The sequence below is a fragment of the Amycolatopsis rifamycinica genome, from assembly GCF_000695625.1.
Classification (GTDB): domain Bacteria; phylum Actinomycetota; class Actinomycetes; order Mycobacteriales; family Pseudonocardiaceae; genus Amycolatopsis; species Amycolatopsis rifamycinica.
This window is the reverse complement of record NZ_JMQI01000046.1, coordinates 25,315-42,214: the sequence shown is the minus strand read 5'-3', so window position 1 is coordinate 42,214 and position 16,900 is coordinate 25,315. Positions and strand designations below refer to the sequence as shown.

The 16,900-nt window shown below is 73.3% G+C and carries 20 protein-coding genes and 1 pseudogene; 15 read left to right on the top strand and 6 right to left on the bottom strand.

Annotated elements, in window-relative coordinates:
- Positions 1-101 precede the first annotated feature (101 nt).
- A complete protein-coding gene (locus DV20_RS21560; RefSeq protein WP_043783058.1) occupies positions 102-1,034 on the top strand; it encodes a sensor histidine kinase in 933 nt (310 codons plus the stop codon).
- On the opposite strand, the gene DV20_RS47200 is transcribed toward DV20_RS21560, so the two are convergent.
- Complete coding sequence (locus tag DV20_RS47200; protein ID WP_043783056.1) at positions 1,006-1,542, bottom strand: phosphatase PAP2 family protein; 537 nt, start codon at positions 1,540-1,542, stop codon at positions 1,006-1,008. The two genes, DV20_RS21560 and DV20_RS47200, sit on opposite strands and share 29 nt — an antisense overlap.
- Before the next feature lie 104 nt (positions 1,543-1,646).
- Here DV20_RS47200 and DV20_RS21550 point away from each other — a divergent pair, with 104 nt between their 5' ends.
- Genes DV20_RS21550 through DV20_RS21535 form a run of 4 tightly spaced genes read left to right on the top strand, consistent with a single transcriptional unit; the run spans position 1,647 to position 3,994 of the window.
- Positions 1,647-2,066 (top strand): hypothetical protein, encoded by a 420-nt coding sequence (locus tag DV20_RS21550; protein WP_235190905.1) that lies wholly within the window; start codon positions 1,647-1,649, stop codon positions 2,064-2,066.
- On the top strand, positions 2,063-3,295 hold the full coding sequence (locus DV20_RS21545) for an NRAMP family divalent metal transporter (protein ID WP_043783053.1): 1,233 nt from the start codon (positions 2,063-2,065) through the stop codon (positions 3,293-3,295). Before DV20_RS21550 ends, DV20_RS21545 begins: the two co-directional genes overlap by 4 nt.
- Entirely contained in the window at positions 3,292-3,681 is a 390-nt protein-coding gene (locus DV20_RS21540; protein WP_043783052.1) for a PRC-barrel domain-containing protein, read from the top strand. Before DV20_RS21545 ends, DV20_RS21540 begins: the two co-directional genes overlap by 4 nt.
- Entirely contained in the window at positions 3,668-3,994 is a 327-nt protein-coding gene (locus tag DV20_RS21535; protein WP_043783049.1) for a hypothetical protein, read from the top strand. The genes DV20_RS21540 and DV20_RS21535 overlap by 14 nt, the downstream gene beginning before the upstream one ends.
- A gap of 7 nt (positions 3,995-4,001) precedes the next feature.
- Here DV20_RS21535 and DV20_RS21530 read toward each other — a convergent pair whose 3' ends face one another.
- Positions 4,002-4,673, bottom strand: coding sequence for a TetR/AcrR family transcriptional regulator (locus DV20_RS21530; RefSeq protein WP_043783047.1), 672 nt, complete (start codon positions 4,671-4,673; stop codon positions 4,002-4,004).
- Positions 4,674-4,806: 133 nt separating this feature from the next.
- On the opposite strand from DV20_RS21530, the gene DV20_RS21525 reads away from it, so the two are divergent.
- Complete coding sequence (locus tag DV20_RS21525; RefSeq protein ID WP_043783044.1) at positions 4,807-5,739, top strand: NAD-dependent epimerase/dehydratase family protein; 933 nt, start codon at positions 4,807-4,809, stop codon at positions 5,737-5,739.
- Between the two features lie 268 nt (positions 5,740-6,007).
- On the opposite strand, the gene DV20_RS21520 is transcribed toward DV20_RS21525, so the two are convergent.
- Positions 6,008-6,433, bottom strand: coding sequence for an STAS domain-containing protein (locus tag DV20_RS21520; protein ID WP_043783041.1), 426 nt, complete (start codon positions 6,431-6,433; stop codon positions 6,008-6,010).
- Between the two features lie 575 nt (positions 6,434-7,008).
- On the opposite strand from DV20_RS21520, the gene DV20_RS21515 reads away from it, so the two are divergent.
- From DV20_RS21515 to DV20_RS21490, 6 genes are all read left to right on the top strand, one after another.
- Positions 7,009-8,538, top strand: a complete 1,530-nt coding sequence (locus DV20_RS21515; protein WP_043783037.1) for an acyl-CoA synthetase — start codon at positions 7,009-7,011, stop codon at positions 8,536-8,538.
- On the top strand, positions 8,535-9,311 hold the full coding sequence (locus tag DV20_RS21510) for a crotonase/enoyl-CoA hydratase family protein (RefSeq protein WP_043783033.1): 777 nt from the start codon (positions 8,535-8,537) through the stop codon (positions 9,309-9,311). Before DV20_RS21515 ends, DV20_RS21510 begins: the two co-directional genes overlap by 4 nt.
- Positions 9,308-11,239, top strand: a complete 1,932-nt coding sequence (locus DV20_RS21505; RefSeq protein ID WP_043783031.1) for an acetoacetate--CoA ligase — start codon at positions 9,308-9,310, stop codon at positions 11,237-11,239. The genes DV20_RS21510 and DV20_RS21505 overlap by 4 nt, the downstream gene beginning before the upstream one ends.
- Positions 11,236-12,222 carry a 3-hydroxyacyl-CoA dehydrogenase NAD-binding domain-containing protein gene (locus tag DV20_RS21500; RefSeq protein ID WP_043783029.1) on the top strand — a complete coding sequence of 329 codons (987 nt, stop codon included), beginning with the start codon at positions 11,236-11,238 and terminating at the stop codon, positions 12,220-12,222. Before DV20_RS21505 ends, DV20_RS21500 begins: the two co-directional genes overlap by 4 nt.
- Positions 12,223-12,236: 14 nt before the next feature.
- Positions 12,237-13,103: a 4-hydroxyphenyl-beta-ketoacyl-CoA hydrolase gene (couO, locus tag DV20_RS21495; RefSeq protein WP_043783027.1), complete on the top strand. Its 867-nt coding sequence runs from the start codon at positions 12,237-12,239 to the stop codon at positions 13,101-13,103.
- Between the two features lie 74 nt (positions 13,104-13,177).
- Complete coding sequence (locus tag DV20_RS21490; RefSeq protein WP_043783025.1) at positions 13,178-13,396, top strand: DUF2188 domain-containing protein; 219 nt, start codon at positions 13,178-13,180, stop codon at positions 13,394-13,396.
- Between the two features lie 159 nt (positions 13,397-13,555).
- Here the strand turns inward: DV20_RS21490 and DV20_RS21485 are convergent, their stop codons facing one another.
- Positions 13,556-14,281 (bottom strand): ATP-binding protein, encoded by a 726-nt coding sequence (locus DV20_RS21485; protein WP_043783023.1) that lies wholly within the window; start codon positions 14,279-14,281, stop codon positions 13,556-13,558.
- 123 nt (positions 14,282-14,404) lie between these two features.
- Between DV20_RS21485 and DV20_RS21480 the strand changes: the two are divergent.
- Together DV20_RS21480 and DV20_RS46660 are read left to right on the top strand one after the other, a co-directional pair.
- Positions 14,405-15,208, top strand: a pseudogene (locus tag DV20_RS21480) (manganese catalase family protein); the annotation flags it as partial.
- Positions 15,209-15,457 carry a DUF2188 domain-containing protein gene (locus tag DV20_RS46660; protein ID WP_235190910.1) on the top strand — a complete coding sequence of 83 codons (249 nt, stop codon included), beginning with the start codon at positions 15,209-15,211 and terminating at the stop codon, positions 15,455-15,457.
- Between the two features lie 2 nt (positions 15,458-15,459).
- On the opposite strand, the gene DV20_RS45900 is transcribed toward DV20_RS46660, so the two are convergent.
- On the bottom strand, positions 15,460-15,615 hold the full coding sequence (locus DV20_RS45900) for a hypothetical protein (RefSeq protein WP_167344388.1): 156 nt from the start codon (positions 15,613-15,615) through the stop codon (positions 15,460-15,462).
- A gap of 140 nt (positions 15,616-15,755) precedes the next feature.
- Between DV20_RS45900 and DV20_RS21475 the strand changes: the two genes are divergently transcribed.
- Positions 15,756-16,211: a DUF4383 domain-containing protein gene (locus DV20_RS21475; RefSeq protein WP_084093592.1), complete on the top strand. Its 456-nt coding sequence runs from the start codon at positions 15,756-15,758 to the stop codon at positions 16,209-16,211.
- A 25-nt stretch (positions 16,212-16,236) separates the two neighbouring features.
- Here DV20_RS21475 and DV20_RS21470 read toward each other — a convergent pair whose 3' ends face one another.
- Entirely contained in the window at positions 16,237-16,881 is a 645-nt protein-coding gene (locus tag DV20_RS21470; protein WP_043783015.1) for a hypothetical protein, read from the bottom strand.
- Positions 16,882-16,900: the final 19 nt, after the last annotated feature.

Below are 16,900 nucleotides of genomic sequence, written 5' to 3'. Positions count from 1 at the left end.
GCACGTCTTCGCGGGCGTCGCGGGCGACGGGTGACCGGGGGCGCCCGATCCGGGGTGGATTCACGCATACTGGTGACGTCCCCGGCGGAAGGAGAGGCCGCTTGAACGTGACCGCGGAGACGGGTACCGGCGCATTCGGGCACCCCGCGTTGTTCTACCGCGGTGCCGCCGAATACCTGGCGGGCACCGTGCCGTTCGTCTGGGGCGGCCTCGCCGCCGGCGAGCCGGTCGCGGTGGCGGTACCCGGGGACAACCTCGAGCTGCTGCGGCGGGAACTCGGCGCCGACGCCGCCCGGGTCGAGCTGCTGGACATGACCGAAGCCGGGCGCAACCCCGGGCGGATCATCCCCGGCGTGCTGCGCGCCTTCGCCGACAGCCACCCCGGCCGGCCGGTGCGGATCATCGGCGAGCCGATCTGGGCGGCGCGCTCGGCCGTCGAGTACCCGGCGTGCGCCCAGCACGAGGCCCTCATCAACCTGGCCTTCGCCGGCCGGGACGGGACCATCCTCTGCCCCTACGACGCCGACGCGCTCGCCCCGGTCGTCCTGGCCGACGCCGAGGTCACGCACCCGGTCCTGATCGACGGCGCCGGCCGCCGCCCCAGCTCCGCCTACGACCCGCTCGCGCTGGTCGCCCGGTACAACGAGCCCCTCCCGGTGCCGGCGGGGGCCTTCGAGCTGGCGGACACCACCGACCTCGCCGCGGCCCGCGCGCTGGCCCACGTCCGCGCGGCCGCCTGCGGGCTGAGCGACGACCAGGTGGCCGACGTCGAGGTGGTCGTCACCGAACTGCTGTCCAACAGCGTCGAGCACGGCGGCGGGTCCGGCACTGTCCGATTTTGGGGCGGTGACGGCGAGTTCGCCTGCGAGGTGCACGACCGCGGCCGGCTGACCGACCCCCTCGCCGGCCGACGGCCCGCCGGCCCGTACCAGCCGCGCGGCCGCGGGCTGCTGCTCGTCAACCTCCTCGCCGACCTCGTGCGCCTGCACGCCGGCGACGACGGCACTACCTTCCGGGCGTACTTCCGCGCCTGAGCCGCCGGTGCACGATCCCGCCCACGGCGGCGCCGAGCGCGACTCCGCCGTACACGTCGGTCGGCCAGTGCGCCCGCGTCCGGAGCCTGCTGTAGCACACGGCGGCCGCCAGCGGCGCGATCGCCGCCCCGGTCGCGGGCGCGGTGAGCGCGACGGCGACCGTGAACGCGGCCGCCGTCGTCGCGTGCGTCGACGGGAACGCCGAAGACTTCGGCTGTTCGAGCAGCGCGCGGCGGGCCGGCAGCTCCTGCGCCGGCGGCCGCGGACGGCGCACCACGGCTTTCACGCCGTGCCCAAACGCCATTCCGGCCACGCCCGCCACGAGCCCGCGTCCCGCCGCCCGGCGCCGGGGTCCCGGCCGCCACGCCAGCACCCCGGCCACGAAGACCCAGAGGACACCGCCCTGCGCGGCCGCGCTGAGCGCCGTTACCGGCCAAGCCGGACGGGTGACCGGAAGGTCGTTTTCATCCGGTCCGTCCCGTTCAGTCGAGGGTGATTCCGTCGGCATGGCCACGAGTTTCCCAGCCAGGCGGTGGTTCAATCGCCGGTTATGTCCACGGTGGAGCATTCGCGGCGACGTTTGTCCGCGCTGCGAATGGGTATCCCCCTGCGGTGATCAGCCTGCGTAGTCCGCGCGCGGCGGCCGCCGCGTTGGCGGTCGCGGTACTGGCGGCGGGGTGCGGCACCGATCCCCACGCCGACACCGTGCACGCCGGGCGGGAAATCCGGGGCCAGCTCGAACTGCTGCGGCTGGTGGTGACCGCCGACCGCGCCGAGGTGCCGCCGGTGCCCAGCCTGTCGGTCACGGTCCGCGACGCGGCCGACGAACTCGGCGCCGCGGGCCAGGACGTCGGCGAGCTGACCGACGACCGCGCCCGCGCGGCGCTGGCGTCGATCACCGACCGGGCGGTCGCGGTGGCCCACCGGCTCGACGACGGCCTCGGCGACGGCACCGACGAAGGGCTCGACGAGGTCGACGCCGAACTGCGGGGCCTGATCGGCGAACTCGCCCGCTGGGGCGTGACGTCTTGAGCAAGAAGCTCCTCGCCGTCACCCTCGGCATCCTCACCGCGGTCGGCGGCTTCGTCGACATCGGCGACCTCGTCGAAAGCGGCGTCGTCGGCGCCCGCTACGGGATGGCGATGGTCTGGGTCACCGTGCTCGGCGTGCTCGGGATCTGCGTCTACGCCGACATGTCCGGGCGGATCGTGGCGGTGTCCGGGCGCCCGGTGTTCGACCTGATCCGCGAGCGCCTCGGGCCGCGGATGGCGATGCTCAACCTCGCCGGGTCGTTCCTCATCACGCTGCTGACCGTCTGCGCGGAGATCGGCGGCGTCGCGATCGTCATCGAGCTGGCCTCCGGGGTCGACCGGCTGGTCTGGGTCCTGCCGATCGGCGTGCTCATCTGGCTGGTGGTCTGGCGGGTCGGCTTCGAGCGGATGGAGACCGGGTTCGGCCTCGGCGGCCTCGCCATCGGCGTGTTCGCGGTCGCGGTGTTCTTCCTGCACCCCGACTGGTCCTCGCTCGGCGCGCAGGTCGCCGGGTTCGCCCCGCCGCCCGACCAGGCGCTGCCGACCTACGCCTACCACGCGGTGGCGTTGTTCGCGTCGGCGATGACGCCGTACGAGGTGTTCTTCTTCTCCTCCGGCGGCGTCGAAGAGGGCTGGACGGTCAAGGACCTGTCCGTGCAGCGCGCCAACGTGCTGCTCGGGTTTCCCCTCGGCGGCCTGCTGGCCGTCGCGGTGATGGCGTGCGCGGCGACCGTGCTGTTCCCGGCCGGGGTGGACGTCAGCCAGGTCAGCCAGATCGTGCTGCCGGTGACGCTCGCACTGGGCACCGCGGGCCTGGTGATCGTGCTGATCGGCATCTTCGCCGCCACCTTCGGGGCGGCCTTGGAAACGGGCTTGTCGTCGGGGTACATGCTGGCGCAGTACTTCGGCTGGGACTGGGGCAAGCGCCGCGCGCCGCGCAAGGCCGCGCGGTTCCACCTGACCGTCGGCGCCGGCCTGCTGATCGCGGTGCTGGTGGTGCAGACCGGTCTCGATCCGGTCGGCCTGACCGAGATCTCGCTGATCTTCTCCGCGGTGGCGCTGCCGCTGACCTACCTGCCGGTGCTCATCGTCGCCAACGACCGCGAGTACCTCGGCAAGCACGCCAACGGCCGCTTCAGCAACACCGTCGGCGTCGCCATGCTCGTCGTCATCGCCGTCGCGGCGCTGGTGGCGATCCCGCTGATGATCTTCACCGGAGCAGGCCAATGAACCCCTGGACCGACCTCGGCCGCATCGACCTTGGCGACGCCCTGCTCGACCGGCAGATCGTCGGCGAGGACGGCACGGTGGTCGGCAAGGTCGACGACCTCGAACTACGGGCCGAGGACGGGCGGTACGTCGTCGACGCGCTGCTCGTCGGCCCGGAGGCGCTCGCCGACCGCTTGGGCGGCCCGATCGGCAGGCTCCTGCACCACATCGGCCGCGGCTTCCGGGCCCGGGCGCCGCAACGCATCCCGATGAACGCCATCCGCCGCATCGAACCGACGATCGTGGTGACGACGGCGATCGCCCACGCCACGGGCAGCCCGTCGGAGGACTGGCTGCGCCGCCGCGTCATCGGCCGGATCCCGGGAGCGGGCCGTGCGAGCCGGTGACCTGATCGGCCGCCGCGTCCGCGACGCGACGGGCCGCGACCTCGGCGCGATCCGCGAAATCCGCGCGGAAGCCGTCCCGCGCGCGGACGGGCTGCCGGAACTGGTGGTGCGCGGGGTGATCGTCGGCCGCACCCGGGTGCGGTTGTTCGGTTACCAGCGCCACGACCAGCGGGGTCCGGCGCCGCTGGTGGCGCTGATCCGCCGCCTGCACCGCCACAGCCGGTACGTGGCCTGGGAAGACGTGGACCTTTCCGGCCCGGAGGTGCGCGTGCGGCGGCCGTTCGCCGAGCTGGCCCCGCTCGAACGGACCTGAGCGCGGGTCACGGCAGGCCGGCGAGGTCGGCCAGCAGGGCCATGTGGTGCTCGAAGTATTCGGCGCGCGCCCCGATCATGTCGTCGAGCCGGTGGAAGACTTCGAAGTTGAGCTGCCCGAACAGGTGCGTCCACGCGAGCAGCGCCCGGTCCAGGCACTCCTCCGGCAGGTCGCTGCCCTGCTCCTCGATCAGCCGCCGCAGGTCGGCGTGGACGGGCCCGGGCAGCGGCCGTCCGGGCGGGCCCGGGGCGTCGCCGACGACGGCGGCGAGCAGCAGGACCACCATCGACGCGGGAGCCACGGTTTCCGGCGGGGCGGCGTAGCCGGGCACGGGATTGCCGTAGAGCAGGCCGTATTCGGCCGGGTGCGCGAGCGCCCAGTCCCGCACCGCGCGGCACACGGCCAGCCACCGGCCGCGCAGGTCGTCCCGCGCGACTACCGCTTCGGCGGCTTCCGCCGCTTCGCCCAGCCCCTGGTACGCCTCGATGATCAACGCGGTCAGCAGGGCGTCGCGGCTCGGGAAGTACCGGTACAGCGCCGAAGGGACGAGGTCCATGTCCCGCGCCACGGCGCGCAGGGACAGGTTCGCCCCCTCCTCGGCGAGGCGGCGCCGGGCGGCTTCCTTGATCTCCTGGTGCATCTCCGAGCGGACCCGGGCGCGCAGCGACGAGGCGGACATGACCGCCAGTCTCGCACACGCCGAGAACACCCGAACCCGGCGAGAACACTGTTCTTGACCCCGTCCGATGCGGCCCAGTACGGTGTTCTTATCAGAGAACACTGTTCTCGCCTGGGTGGATGAAGGTGGTCCCATGTCCCTGCACGTCATCGTCGGAGCCGGCCCGGTCGGCTCGGCCACGGCTCGCCTGCTCGCGTCCCGCGGCGAAGAGGTCCGCCTGCTCAGCCGCAGCGGCGGAGGCCCCGCGGTCGAAGGCGTCCGGCTGGTCGCCGCCGACGCCACCGATTCCGCCGCCCTCGCGCGGCACGCCGAAGGCGCGGTCGCGCTGTACAGCTGCGGAGGGCCCGCCTACCACCGCTGGCCCAGGGACTGGCCCCCGCTCGGCGCGGCCCTGCTGCGGGCCGCCGAGGCGAGCGGCGCCCCGCTCGTCACGACCGGCAACCTCTACGCCTACGGCGCCGTCGACGGCCCGATCACCGAGCGGCTGCCGATGCGGCCCAACTCGGTGAAGGGCGCCGTGCGGGTCCAGCTGTGGGCGGACGCGCTGGCCGCCCACGAGGCCGGCCGGATCCGCACGGCCGACGTGCGCGGGTCCGACTACCTCGGCGCGGGCGCGCTTTCGGTGTTCACCGCACTGGTGCTGCCGAAGGTGCTCGCCGGCAAGCGAGCCTGGGCGCCGGCGGACCTGGACGCCCCGCACAGCTGGACGCACGTCGGCGATGTCGCCCGCACCCTGGTCGCGGTCGCGGCCGACGAGCGGGCCTGGGGCCGGGCGTGGCACGTGCCCACCCCGCCGCCGATGTCGGTGCGCCGGCTCGCCGGGCGCGCCGCGGACCTGGCCGGAGCACCGGCGCCCCGCCTCACCGCGATGCCCGGCTCGATGCTGCGCCTCGGCGGCCTGTTCGACCCGATCGCGCGGGAGACGGTGGAGATGCAGTACCAGCTGCGCCGCCCGTTCGTCCTCGACTCTTCGGCCGCGACGGCGGCGTTCGGCATCGAGCCCACCCCGACCGACGAGGCCCTGCGGGAGACGATCGACGGCCTGCGCGCACCGGCCCGCGCCTAGCGGGCGAACGGCGGTCACAGATCCGACGCGCGCCGGAAGGCATCCCTTCAAACACTAGGGGGTGAGGTTCACGAAGGCCGGCCGGTGACGCTGAACCAGCCGCGCGAAGTGGGCACGGCGAGCGGTCGCCAGCCTTCCACCGGATGCGCCCCGCCGGCCGCGCGGAAGGGACTCCCGCAGGTTCGACAACGCCGAAACAGCGCTGGGTTCCCGCATGCCACCACGGTGACACGCCCCGGCCCGGCGGAGGACCGCCGAGTGAGGGCCGTCAGCCCTGGCCGGGGATCTCCGTCGCGCGTTCCCAGCCCGACGGCAGGCGGCTGACGTTGAGCGCGTGGTCGAGCCCGCTGGCCGACAGGGCCCGGCGCACCACGCGGTTGTCGCCCGTGACGATGCGCAGGGTCGCGTTCTCGCGGGCCACCCGCGCCTGGAGGCCGCCCAGGGCCGCGAGGCCCGCTCCGTCGAGGAAGTCGACCTCCGACAGGTCCAGTACGAGCACCGGGAAGCGGCGATGGGCCCAGGTGCTCAGCGCCGAATGCACCTGGGGCGCGCTGTCCGCGTCGAGTGCGCCGCGGATGCGGACCATGACCGCGCCGAAGTACGGGCGGATGACCTGGATGTCGAACGCAGTGCGCTGTTCGCGCTTCGACGGCGCTACGGGGATCGCCGTCGCTGGGGGCTGGACGACTAACATTCTTCCACGCCTCATTCACAGATGACGTGACGAGCGGGTCGTTCTCGACCGACCCGCTCGGTCGCTGGCAAGTTCGGGGGACGGCTGGTGTTGCTGAACCGCACTTCGCAGCGTAGTCCTTGATCCGAACGGCGCAACCCCGCCAACGGCCGAACCCCACACCCCCGCACGCGACCCGCACGCCCGCAACTCAAACCACCCATTCGGGTGAACCTGTGCGATCCGCGGCCGTGCCACGCCGAAGCAGGCGGCCGTCGGCAGAGCAGCCGACCCACGGCTCGGCGGCGCGCTCCGCCGGGCGACCAGCGCGGCGCACGACACATCGCCGCCCAGGGGTTGGCGGAACTCGTCCGTCCACAGAGGATCCGGTGACCCCTCGGCCGGAACCGGCCGAGCGCCCCCTTGACAGCGGCCGGAGTGCGACTCATCATCAGGAATCTCAGGGTTCCTGATATACGCCGCACCCAGTGAGGAGTCGAGCCGATGACCGCGGTGGAGGCACGGCCGCCGACGTGGCCGACGTGCTCGACCGGCAAGACGATCAAACCGGTGCTCCGCCTGTGAAGGAGGCAGCAGTGAACCTCCCCGACTTCGGTCTGGGCAGCTGGCCGGCGCGGCGGGCGCGGATCGACCCGGACCGCACCGCGCTGGTGCAGCACGACCGGTCGCTCACCTACGCCGGGCTCGCCGACCGGGTCCGCCGCCTCGCCGGGGCGCTGACCCGGCTCGGCGTCCGCCCGGGCGACCGCGTGGCCTACCTGGGCGTCAACGACATCACGGTGTTCGAGACGCTCTTCGCCACCGCTCGCTGCGGCGCGCTCTTCGTCCCGCTCAACTACCGGCTCTCCCCCACGGAAATCCGGTACATGCTCGACGACGCCGGCGCCTCGGTGCTCGTGCACAGCGCGGACACCGCCGACCTGGTGGCGGCGGCCGGTGGGCTCCCGGACGGTGTCGTGATCGCGACGGCCGGGGGCGGGTTCGAAGCCGAGATCGCCGAGGGCGGGCCGCGGCCGGACACGCCGGTCCGGCTGGAGGACCCCTGCCTGCTGCTCTACACCTCCGGCACCACCGGACGGCCGAAGGCGGCCGTCCTCACCCACGGCAACCTGACCTGGAACACCGTCAACCAGCTCGCGCACCTCGACGTCCTGGGCACCGACAAGGCGTTGTGCATCGCGCCGCTGTTCCACTGCGTCGGGCTGGGCCAGATCACCCTGCCCACGCTGTTCAAGGGCGGCAGCGTGGAGCCGGTGGCGAAGTTCGATCCCGGCACCATCCTCGCCCGGATCGGCGAAGCCGGGATCACCAGCTTCTCGGCGGTCCCCACCATGCTCGAGATGATGTGGCGGCACGAAGCCTGGGACCGCACCGACCTGAGCTCGCTGACCTGCGTGCTCTACGGCGGGTCGCCGGTGGCCGGGCGCGTCGCGCGGGCGTGGCTCGACCGCGGCGTGAAACTCCTGCAGGGCTACGGCATGACCGAGGCCTCGCCGGGCGTTTCGATGGCCACCCACGAGGGGACGCTCGACCACCCGGTCGCCGCCGGGGTGCCGCACTTCTTCACCGACGTCGCCGCGCTCGGCCCCGACCTCACGCCGCAGCCGCTCGACGGGACACCGGCCGAGCTGCTCGTGCGCGGCCCGCACGTCTTCGCCGGCTACTGGCACCGGCCCGAGGAGTCGGCGGCCGGCTTCGTCGACGGCGGCTGGTTCCGCACCGGTGACGTCGTCCGCGTCGACGACGACGGCTGGGCCCACGTCGTCGACCGGGTCAAGGACATGATCATCTCCGGCGGGGAGAACGTGTACCCGGCCGAGATCGAAGCGGTCGCCGCCGGGCTCGACGAGGTCGACGCCTGCGCCGTGGTCGGCGTGCCCGACGCGCGCTGGGGCGAGGCCGGCGCGGCCTTCGTCGTGCTCCGGCCCGGTGCGGAGCTGGACGAACAGCAGTTCCGCGCCCACCTCGAACGGCACCTGGCCCGCTACAAGATCCCGAAGCACGTGCTGTTCACCGACACCCTGCCCCGCAACGCCACCGGCAAGATCCGCCGCGTCGAACTGCGCACCCTGGCCGCCGAAACCTTCACGAACGGACCCGCATGACCACCCCTCTCCTGCCCCCTTCGCTGCGTCTGGAGCTGCGAGACGACATCGCCGTGCTGTGGCTGGCCCGCCCCGAGAAGCGCAACGCCCTCGACGATGCGACCGTGCTCGGCCTCGAAACGTTCTTCGGCTCCCCGCCGCCGGGCGTCAAGGCCGTCGTGCTCGACGCCGTGGGCGACCACTTCTCGGCCGGGCTCGACCTGTCCGAGCTCACCGAGCGCGACGCGTTCGAGGGCTTGGAGCACTCGATGATGTGGCACCGCGCCTTCGAGCGCCTCGAACGCGGGCGGGTCCCGGTGGTCGCCGTGCTCAAGGGCGCGGTCGTCGGCGGCGGCCTGGAACTGGCGGCCGCCGCGCACATCCGCGTCGCCGAGCCCTCGGCGTTCTACGCCTTGCCGGAGGGGCAGCGCGGGCTGTTCGTCGGCGGCGGCGCGTCGGTGCGCGTGCCGCGGCTGATCGGCGCGCACCGGATGACTGACATGATGCTCACCGGCCGCGTGCTCGACGCCGACGAGGGCCACGCCGCCGGGTTGTCGCACTACCGCGTCGACAACGGCCTGGAGCACGCGCTCGGCCTGGCCCGCAAGATCGCGTCGAATTCGCCGATCACGAACTTCGCCGTGCTGCAGGCCCTCCCCCGCATCGCCGAGGCCAACCCGGCCGAGGGCTACCTGATGGAGGCGCTGATGGCCGCCATCGCCGGCGGCAGCGCCGAGGCGAAGGAACGGATGCGGGCGTTCCTCGACAAGCGCGCCGGGAAGGTCGGCCGATGATCCTGCGCCCGGTCGCGCCCGACGTCCGCGAGACCACCGAAATCGGCCGGTACCTGCGGTGGCTGGAAGCGCGGGGCCGTTCCTTCGACGGCTACGCGGACCTGCACCGGTGGTCGGTGACCGACCTCGACGGCTTCTGGTCATCGATCGTGGACTTCTTCGGCGTCCGCCTGCACGCCCCGGCCACCGCGGTGGTGCCCGACCGGACCATGCCGGGCACCGAGTGGTTCCCCGGCGCCACCCTCAACTACGCCGAACACGCCCTCGGCCACGGACCGGACGGTGAAGCCGCGGTCATCGCCTACTCCCAGACGCGGGAGCGCACCGAGCTGACCTGGGCGCAGCTGCGCGATCAGGTGGCCCGCGCCCGCGCGGGGCTGGCCCGGCTCGGCGTCGGCCGCGGCGACCGGGTCGTCGCGTACCTGCCGAACATCCCGGAAGCCGTGATCGCCTACCTCGCGGTCGCGAGCCTCGGCGCGATCTGGGCCTCCTGCGCGCCCGAGTTCGGCGCCCGGTCGGTCATCGACCGGTTCGGCCAGATCGAGCCGCGGGTGCTGCTGACCGTGTCCGGCTACCGCTACGGCGCCAAGGACGTCGACCGCCGCGCCGAGGTCGCCGAGATCCGCGCGGGCCTGCCCACCGCCGAGCACGTCGTCCACGTCCCCTACGGCGGCCACGACCTGCCCGGCACGCTCACGTGGGCCGACCTGCTCGCCGAAAGCGCACCGGGGTTCGAGCCGGTCGGCTTCGCCCACCCGCTGTGCGTGCTGTTCTCCTCCGGCACCACGGGCAAGCCCAAGGCGATCGTGCACGGCCACGGCGGCATCCTGCTGGAGCACCTCAAGAACCACGGCCTCAGCTGGGACCTGCGCCCGGGCGACCGGATCCTGTGGTTTTCCACCACCGCCTGGATGATGTGGAACGCGCTCGTGTCCGGGCTGCTCACCGGCGCGTCGATCGTGCTGGTCGACGGCAATCCCCTGCACCCGGACCTGGCCTGGCAGTGGCGCCTGGCCGAGGAGACGCGCGCGACGCTGATGGGCGCGAGCCCGGGCTTCCTGATGGCGTGCCGGAAAGCCGGGCTCGATCCGGCGGCCGAGTTCGACCTGTCCGCACTGCGGCAGCTCGGCGCGGCCGGCAGCCCGCTGCCCGCGGAGGGCTTCCACTGGGTGCACGAGCGGTTCCCGGGCGTCCTGCTCAACGTCGGCAGCGGCGGCACCGACGTCTGCAGCGGCATCGTCCAGGGCAGCCCGCTGCAGCCGGTCCGGGCGGGCGAGATCTCCGGTCCCTGCCTCGGTGTCGACGCGAAGGCCTTCGACGACCACGGCGCTCCGGTCGTCGGGGACCTGGGCGAGCTGGTGATCACCGCCCCGATGCCGTCCATGCCGGTGGGGTTCTGGGGCGACGGCTCCGGGGAGCGCTACCGCGAGACGTACTTCTCGACCTACCCCGGGATCTGGCGGCACGGCGACTGGATCCGGTTCACGCCCGGAGGCGGCTGCGTCATCGCCGGCCGCTCGGACGCCACCCTCAACCGCGGCGGCGTCCGGCTGGGCACCGCCGAGTTCTACGCCGTCGTCGAGGAGCTGCCGGAGGTCGAGGACTCCCTCGTCGTGCACCTCGAAGACCCCGCGGGCGGCAACGGCGACCTGCGGCTGTTCGTGGCCTTGCGCGCGGGTTTCACGCTCGACGACGCCCTGCGCGGCAAGATCGCGTCCGCGTTGCGGACCGCGCTGTCGCCGCGGCACGTGCCGGACGCGATCACCGCCGTGCCGTCGATCCCCCGCAACCGCACCGGGAAGAAACTGGAGCTGCCGGTGAAGAAGCTGCTGCGCGGCGCCCGCCCGGACGACGTCGCCGCGCGCGACGTCCTGGCCGATCCGGCGTCGCTGGACCCGTTCGTCGCGCTCGCCGGCGGGCCGGCATGACCGTCCGGATCACCTCGTCCCGCGCCGGCCGCGCGGCGGAACCCGGCCCGATCACCACCGTCGCGATCGTCGGCACCGGCGTGATCGGGGCCGGCTGGGCCGCGCACTTCCTCGCCCGCGGCTTCGACGTCGTCGCCACCGATCCCGCCCCCGGCGCCGAGGACCGACTGCGCGCCGACATCGCCGCGCACTGGCCCACCCTGGTCCGCCTCGGCCTCGCCGAAGGCGCTTCGCAGGATCGGCTGAGCTTCGCCACCGACGCCGGCGCCGCGGTCGCGGAGGCGGATTTCGTGCAGGAGAACGGACCCGAGCGCGAAGACGTCAAGCACCGCCTGTTCGGGGTGCTCGACGAGGCCGCGCGGCCGGACGTGATCCTGGCGAGCAGCTCGTCGGGGCTGCTGCCGAGCGTCATCGCGCGGGGCTGCCCGAGGCATCCCGAGCGCGTGGTCGTCGGGCACCCGTTCAACCCGGCGCACGTGATCCCGCTCGTGGAGGTGGTCCCGGGCGCCGAAACCGCGCCCGAGGTCGTCGACCGCGCCGTCGCGTTCTACACCGCGGTGGGCAAGCGGCCCATCCGGCTGGCGCGGGAGGTGCCCGGCCACGTCGCGAACCGGCTGCAGGCCGCGCTGTGGCAGGAGGCCTACTCCCTCGTCGAACGCGGGATCGCGACGGTCGCCGACATCGACGCCGCCATCGCGCACGGCCCCGGCCTGCGCTGGGCCGTGCTCGGCCCGTTCGTCAACCAGCACCTCTCCGGCGGGGCGGGCGGGCTCGCGCACGTCCTGCGCCACCTCGGGCCGCCCACCGAAGAGTGGTGGCGCGACCTCGGCCGCGTCCACCTGACGCCGGAACTCGCCGAGTCCCTCGTCGCCGGCGTCGACGCGGAACTCGACGGCACCGACCACGACCGGCTCGTCGCCGCCCGCGACGCCGTCCTCGACCGCCTGCTGGCCGCCAAGGCCGCGCAGCCCGACCTGCCCTGATCCTGGAGCTCCTCGTGGACCTTTCCTCCCTGACCGCCATCGACGTCCACACCCACGTCGAGCAGGACGGCCACGGCTGTTTCGCGCTCGACCAGGAACTCCTGGACGCGTCGGCGAAGTACTTCCGCGCCGGCCAGGACCGCACGCCGACGGTGACCGCGATCGCCGAGCACTACCGGGCGCGGAACATGGCCGCGGTCGTCTTCACGGTCGAGGCGCCGGCCGCGACCGGGCACCCGGCGCTGTCGAGCGAGGAGATCGCCGACGCCGCCGCGGAGCACGCGGACGTGCTCATCCCGTTCGGCTCGGTCGACCCGCACGCCGGCAAGGCCGCCGTGCTGCGCGCGCGCCGCCTGGCCGGCGAGCACGGGGTGCGCGGGTTCAAGTTCCACCCGAGCCTGCAGGCGTTCGAGCCCAACGACGTCCGGTACTACCCGCTCTACGAAGCCATCGCGGAGCTGGGCGTGCCGGCCCTGTTCCACACCGGGCAGACCGGCATCGGCGCCGGCCTGCCGGGCGGGCACGGGATCAAGCTGCGCTACTCGAACCCGATGCTGCTCGACGACGTCGCCGCCGACTTCCCGGAGCTGACGATCATCCTGGCGCACCCGTCGGTGCCGTGGCAGGACGAGGCGATCTCGGTCGCGACGCACAAGGCGAACGTGTACATCGACCTGTCGGGCTGGTCGCCGAAGTACTTCCCGCCGCAGCTGGTCCGCGCGGCCAACACGCTGCTGAAGCGCAAAGTCCTGTTCGGCTCCGACTTCCCGGTGATCACCCCGGACCGCTGGCTCGCCGACTTCGCCGAACTGGAGCTCAAGGACGAGGTGCGGCCGCTGATCCTCAAGGACAACGCCGTCGAAGTGCTCCGGCTGGCTTGAACGCCGGATAACGTTTGTCCGCTACGTCCCCGGGCATCCGCACCCGTCCAGCACTCACGATGGGAGGCGGCGTCGTGGCGGAGGGTGACGTGCACACCTACTACGAAGACGGACTGTGGAAGAACCGCGTCGAAGGCGGCCGCCGGGCGTCCAACACCTCCCCCCGCCGCGTCGACGCCGTGCTGGCGGGGCGGCAGATCGCGCGGAAGCGCCGGGTCGGCCACTTCGTCCACACGCCGGAGGGCGAGGTCGAGACCGAACGCGACTTCCGCCCCCGGCGCACGGAGCGGTGACGCCGGTTTCGGCGACGGCCGTGGCGGATCACCCGCCCGGCCGGTAGCCCGCTCGTGTCCGGTGCGCCCACGGTGGGGCCCGGTCGCCCCACCGCGGGCCGTGCCGTCCGCACGCCGGATGTCCCCGGAGGCGGCGACGCCACCGGCGATCCCGGCGGCTCACCAACGGGCCAGCTGCGCCCACACCGTCTTGCCGCCGGATCGCGACCGGCTGCTCCCCCACCGCTTCGCGACCTTCGTGATCATCCGCAGGCCCAGCCCCGTGCCGGCCAGGTCGAGGCCCTCCCGCAACACCGCGGGCTGCCGGCTTTCGTCGGAGACCTCCACCGACAGCGTCCCCCGGCGCAGCTCCAGCCGCAGGCAGGGCGCCGAATCCGTGTGCCGCAGCGTGTTCTCCACCAGCTCCGTCGCGATCAGCTCGGCGTCCTCGGCCAGCTCCGGCACCATCCACTCGGCGCAGACCCCGCGGACGAACCGGCGGGCGCGCGCCGACGTGCGTGGTGAGCGGTCGAGCAGGCGGTCCATCCGACGGCGGACCGGGCGGATCAGGGCCGCCTCCGCCGTGGCCGCGTCCGGGTACACCGGCACGCCACAGGCCGCGAGCGCCGCTCGCTGTTCCGGGCGGCCGGTCACCAGGGCGAACGGGATCGCCGGCCAGTCTCCGACGCGCAGGGCGACCAGGGTGAACACCCGGATCAGCGCCGGGTCGCGCAGTTCGAGGCGCTCGACGTCGATCAGCACGCCGTCGTCGGAGTCCACCGCGAATTCGAGCAACCGGTCACGCAGCTGCGGGTACGTCGTCCGGTCCAGCACGCCGACGACCGCGGCTTTCGCCGGGGCGCCGTGCCGGGGCACCAGCCACACCGAGTTGTGCCGGGCGAGCACCGGTGACCACCTCCTCACGACGATCACCCGATCGGATAACCCACCCGGAACCCGTCAAACACGGCGATTTCCCGATTGACCCGGCCGAACGGGGGAACCCGGCGGGCTCGGAAGGGAGACGACGTGTTCCGTCACACCAAGCTGCTGCAGTTCGAAGCCAAGCCCGAAAAGCCCGACCCCGTCTACGCCCGCAAACTCCAGGAACTCATCGGCGGCGCCTACGGCGAAATGACCGTCACCATGCAGTACCTGTTCCAGGGGTGGAACTGCCGCATCGAAGGCAAGTACAAAGACCTCATCATGGACACCGCGACCGAGGAAATCGGCCACGTCGAAATGCTCGCCACCATGGTCGCCCGCCTCCTCGAAGGCGCCCCCGCGACCGTGACCGCCGAAGCCGTCCAGGACCCGGTGCTGGCCGCGACGATCGGCGGGATGGACGTCCAGCAGGCCATCGTCGCCGGCGGCGGCGCCCTCCCGGCCGACAGCAACGGCTACCCGTGGAACGCCAGGTTCGTCATCGCTTCCGGCAATCTGCTCGCCGACTTCCGCGCCAACGCCGCCGCCGAAGCCCAGGGCCGCCTGCAAACCGCCCGGCTCTACCACATGACCGACGACCCGGGCGTCAAGGAAATGCTCAAGTTCAACCTCGCCCGCGACACCGTCCACCAGAAACAATGGCTGGCCGCCATCGAAGAGCTGAAAGCCGACGGACTCGAAGAGGTCGTCGCCCCCAGCGCCCTGTTCGACGAGGAAAACCAGACGCACAACAAGACGATCTGGCACCTGTCCGACGGCCCCGACGGCGCCAAGGGCGCCGCCTGGACCACCGGCGCCGGCCTCGAATACCTGATGGACCCCGAGCCCCTCGGCGGGCCGGGCACCGCACCGCCGCCCGACCCCGCCCTCTTCGGCACCTCCGAGCCCCTGCCGGCCGAAGACGCCGCCGAGCCCACCCTCCAACCGGCCGACGGCGACGTCGAGACGTTCCACGACGGCTCGGTCTGGAAGAACAAGGTCGTCGGCAACACCCGGGCGTCCGGCAGCGCCGAGACGAAGTCCGACGCCGTCGCGGCCGGGCGCAAGCTCGCGATCAAGCGCGGCACGGCCCACTTCATCCACACCAAGGACGGCCGGATCGGCGAGCGCCGCACCTACCCGCGCGCCCGCTCCTGACCTCACTCCGGCGGCATGCCCCCGCGGTCGGCACCCTCGTCGTCGCTCTCGCCCGCGGGCTGCTGGTCGCGGAACGTCGGTTCGGTGTGCTCTCCGCCGATGTCGGCGTCTTCTTCCATGCTCTCGGCGGTCACCGGGTCGATTTCGGGAGTGCTCATCGCTTCCTCCGATCGGGCGAAACCCGGGCATACCCGGCGGCGCGGGCGGTGAAACGCGTTTGCCCGCCGCGTCGCCGGGCATGCCGCCGGGCGGGTCCCCCGGCCGAGGGGCCCGCTCACCGAGTTCGGAGGAAGCGACCATGGCATCGATGGAGACCGAGGTCCGGCGAACCCCGCGCCAGCTTCTCGCCGCGATCGTGGGAGTGGTTTTCCTGCTGGTCGGCGTGCTGGGGTTCATCCCCGGCGTAACGACCCACTACGACACGATGACCTTCGCCGGGCACCACTCCGGTGCCCTGCTCCTGGGCGTCTTCAACGTGTCGATCCTGCACAACATCGTGCACCTCGCGTTCGGCGTCGCCGGGCTCGCCATGGCGCGGACCGCGAGCGGCGCGCGGGCGTTCCTCGTCGGCGGCGGGGTGGTCTACCTGGTCCTGTGGCTCTACGGCCTGGTGATCGACCACGGCAGCGCGGCCAACTTCGTCCCGGTGAACACCGCCGACAACTGGCTGCACCTCGGCCTGGCCGTCGGGATGATCGCGCTCGGCCTGATCCCGCTCGGCGCCACGCGCGGCCCCGTCGCCGACTCGCGGTGACCGGGCGCCGGGCCGGACGGCCGGTTCACGACGGCCGCCCGGCCCGGCTCCCCGCGTAGGCCCGTTCCCGCAGCCGCCCCAGCCACTCCGGGGCGAAGTCGAGCCCGGCGGGCCGGTTCAGCATCGGATCGAACGCCGGCGCGTCCCCGCCGGGCTCGGTCAACGTCAGTACGGCGCTGTCGCACCAGCGCCCGTCTTCGCGGCCGGTCCGGAGCACGAACTCCCACTTCCCGGCCGCGCGTGCCGCCTCGAGGGACGCCTCGACCCGCGGCGACGACGCTTCCGCCCACGCGCCCAGCCAGACCAGCCGGCCGGCCCGGCGGTACGGCGCCAGGCTGCTGTAGGCACCGCGGGTCCACGCGGCCGCCGGCCGGGGCAGCATCCGCCCGAGGTGCCCGTGGCCCGCCGTCGTCAGCAGGATGTCCCACGGCCCGCCGTCGCGGCCCGCCCCGGGGAGCCGCACCGCCAGCCCGAGCGCGTCCGGCAGCCGCCCCGGGGTGCCGGCGCCCTTGGACAGCCGCGCGACGACCGGAGCCGGCCCGGACGGCCACGGCAGGTCGTCGGCGACCGCCCGGAGTTCCCCGCGCAGCACCACACCCGCGGGGTGGAAGGCCGGGGCGCGCCGCAGGGCCGCCAACCGGCGGAAGCCCGCCGAGACAAAGCCGGTCATGTGTACTTCCCTCCGCACC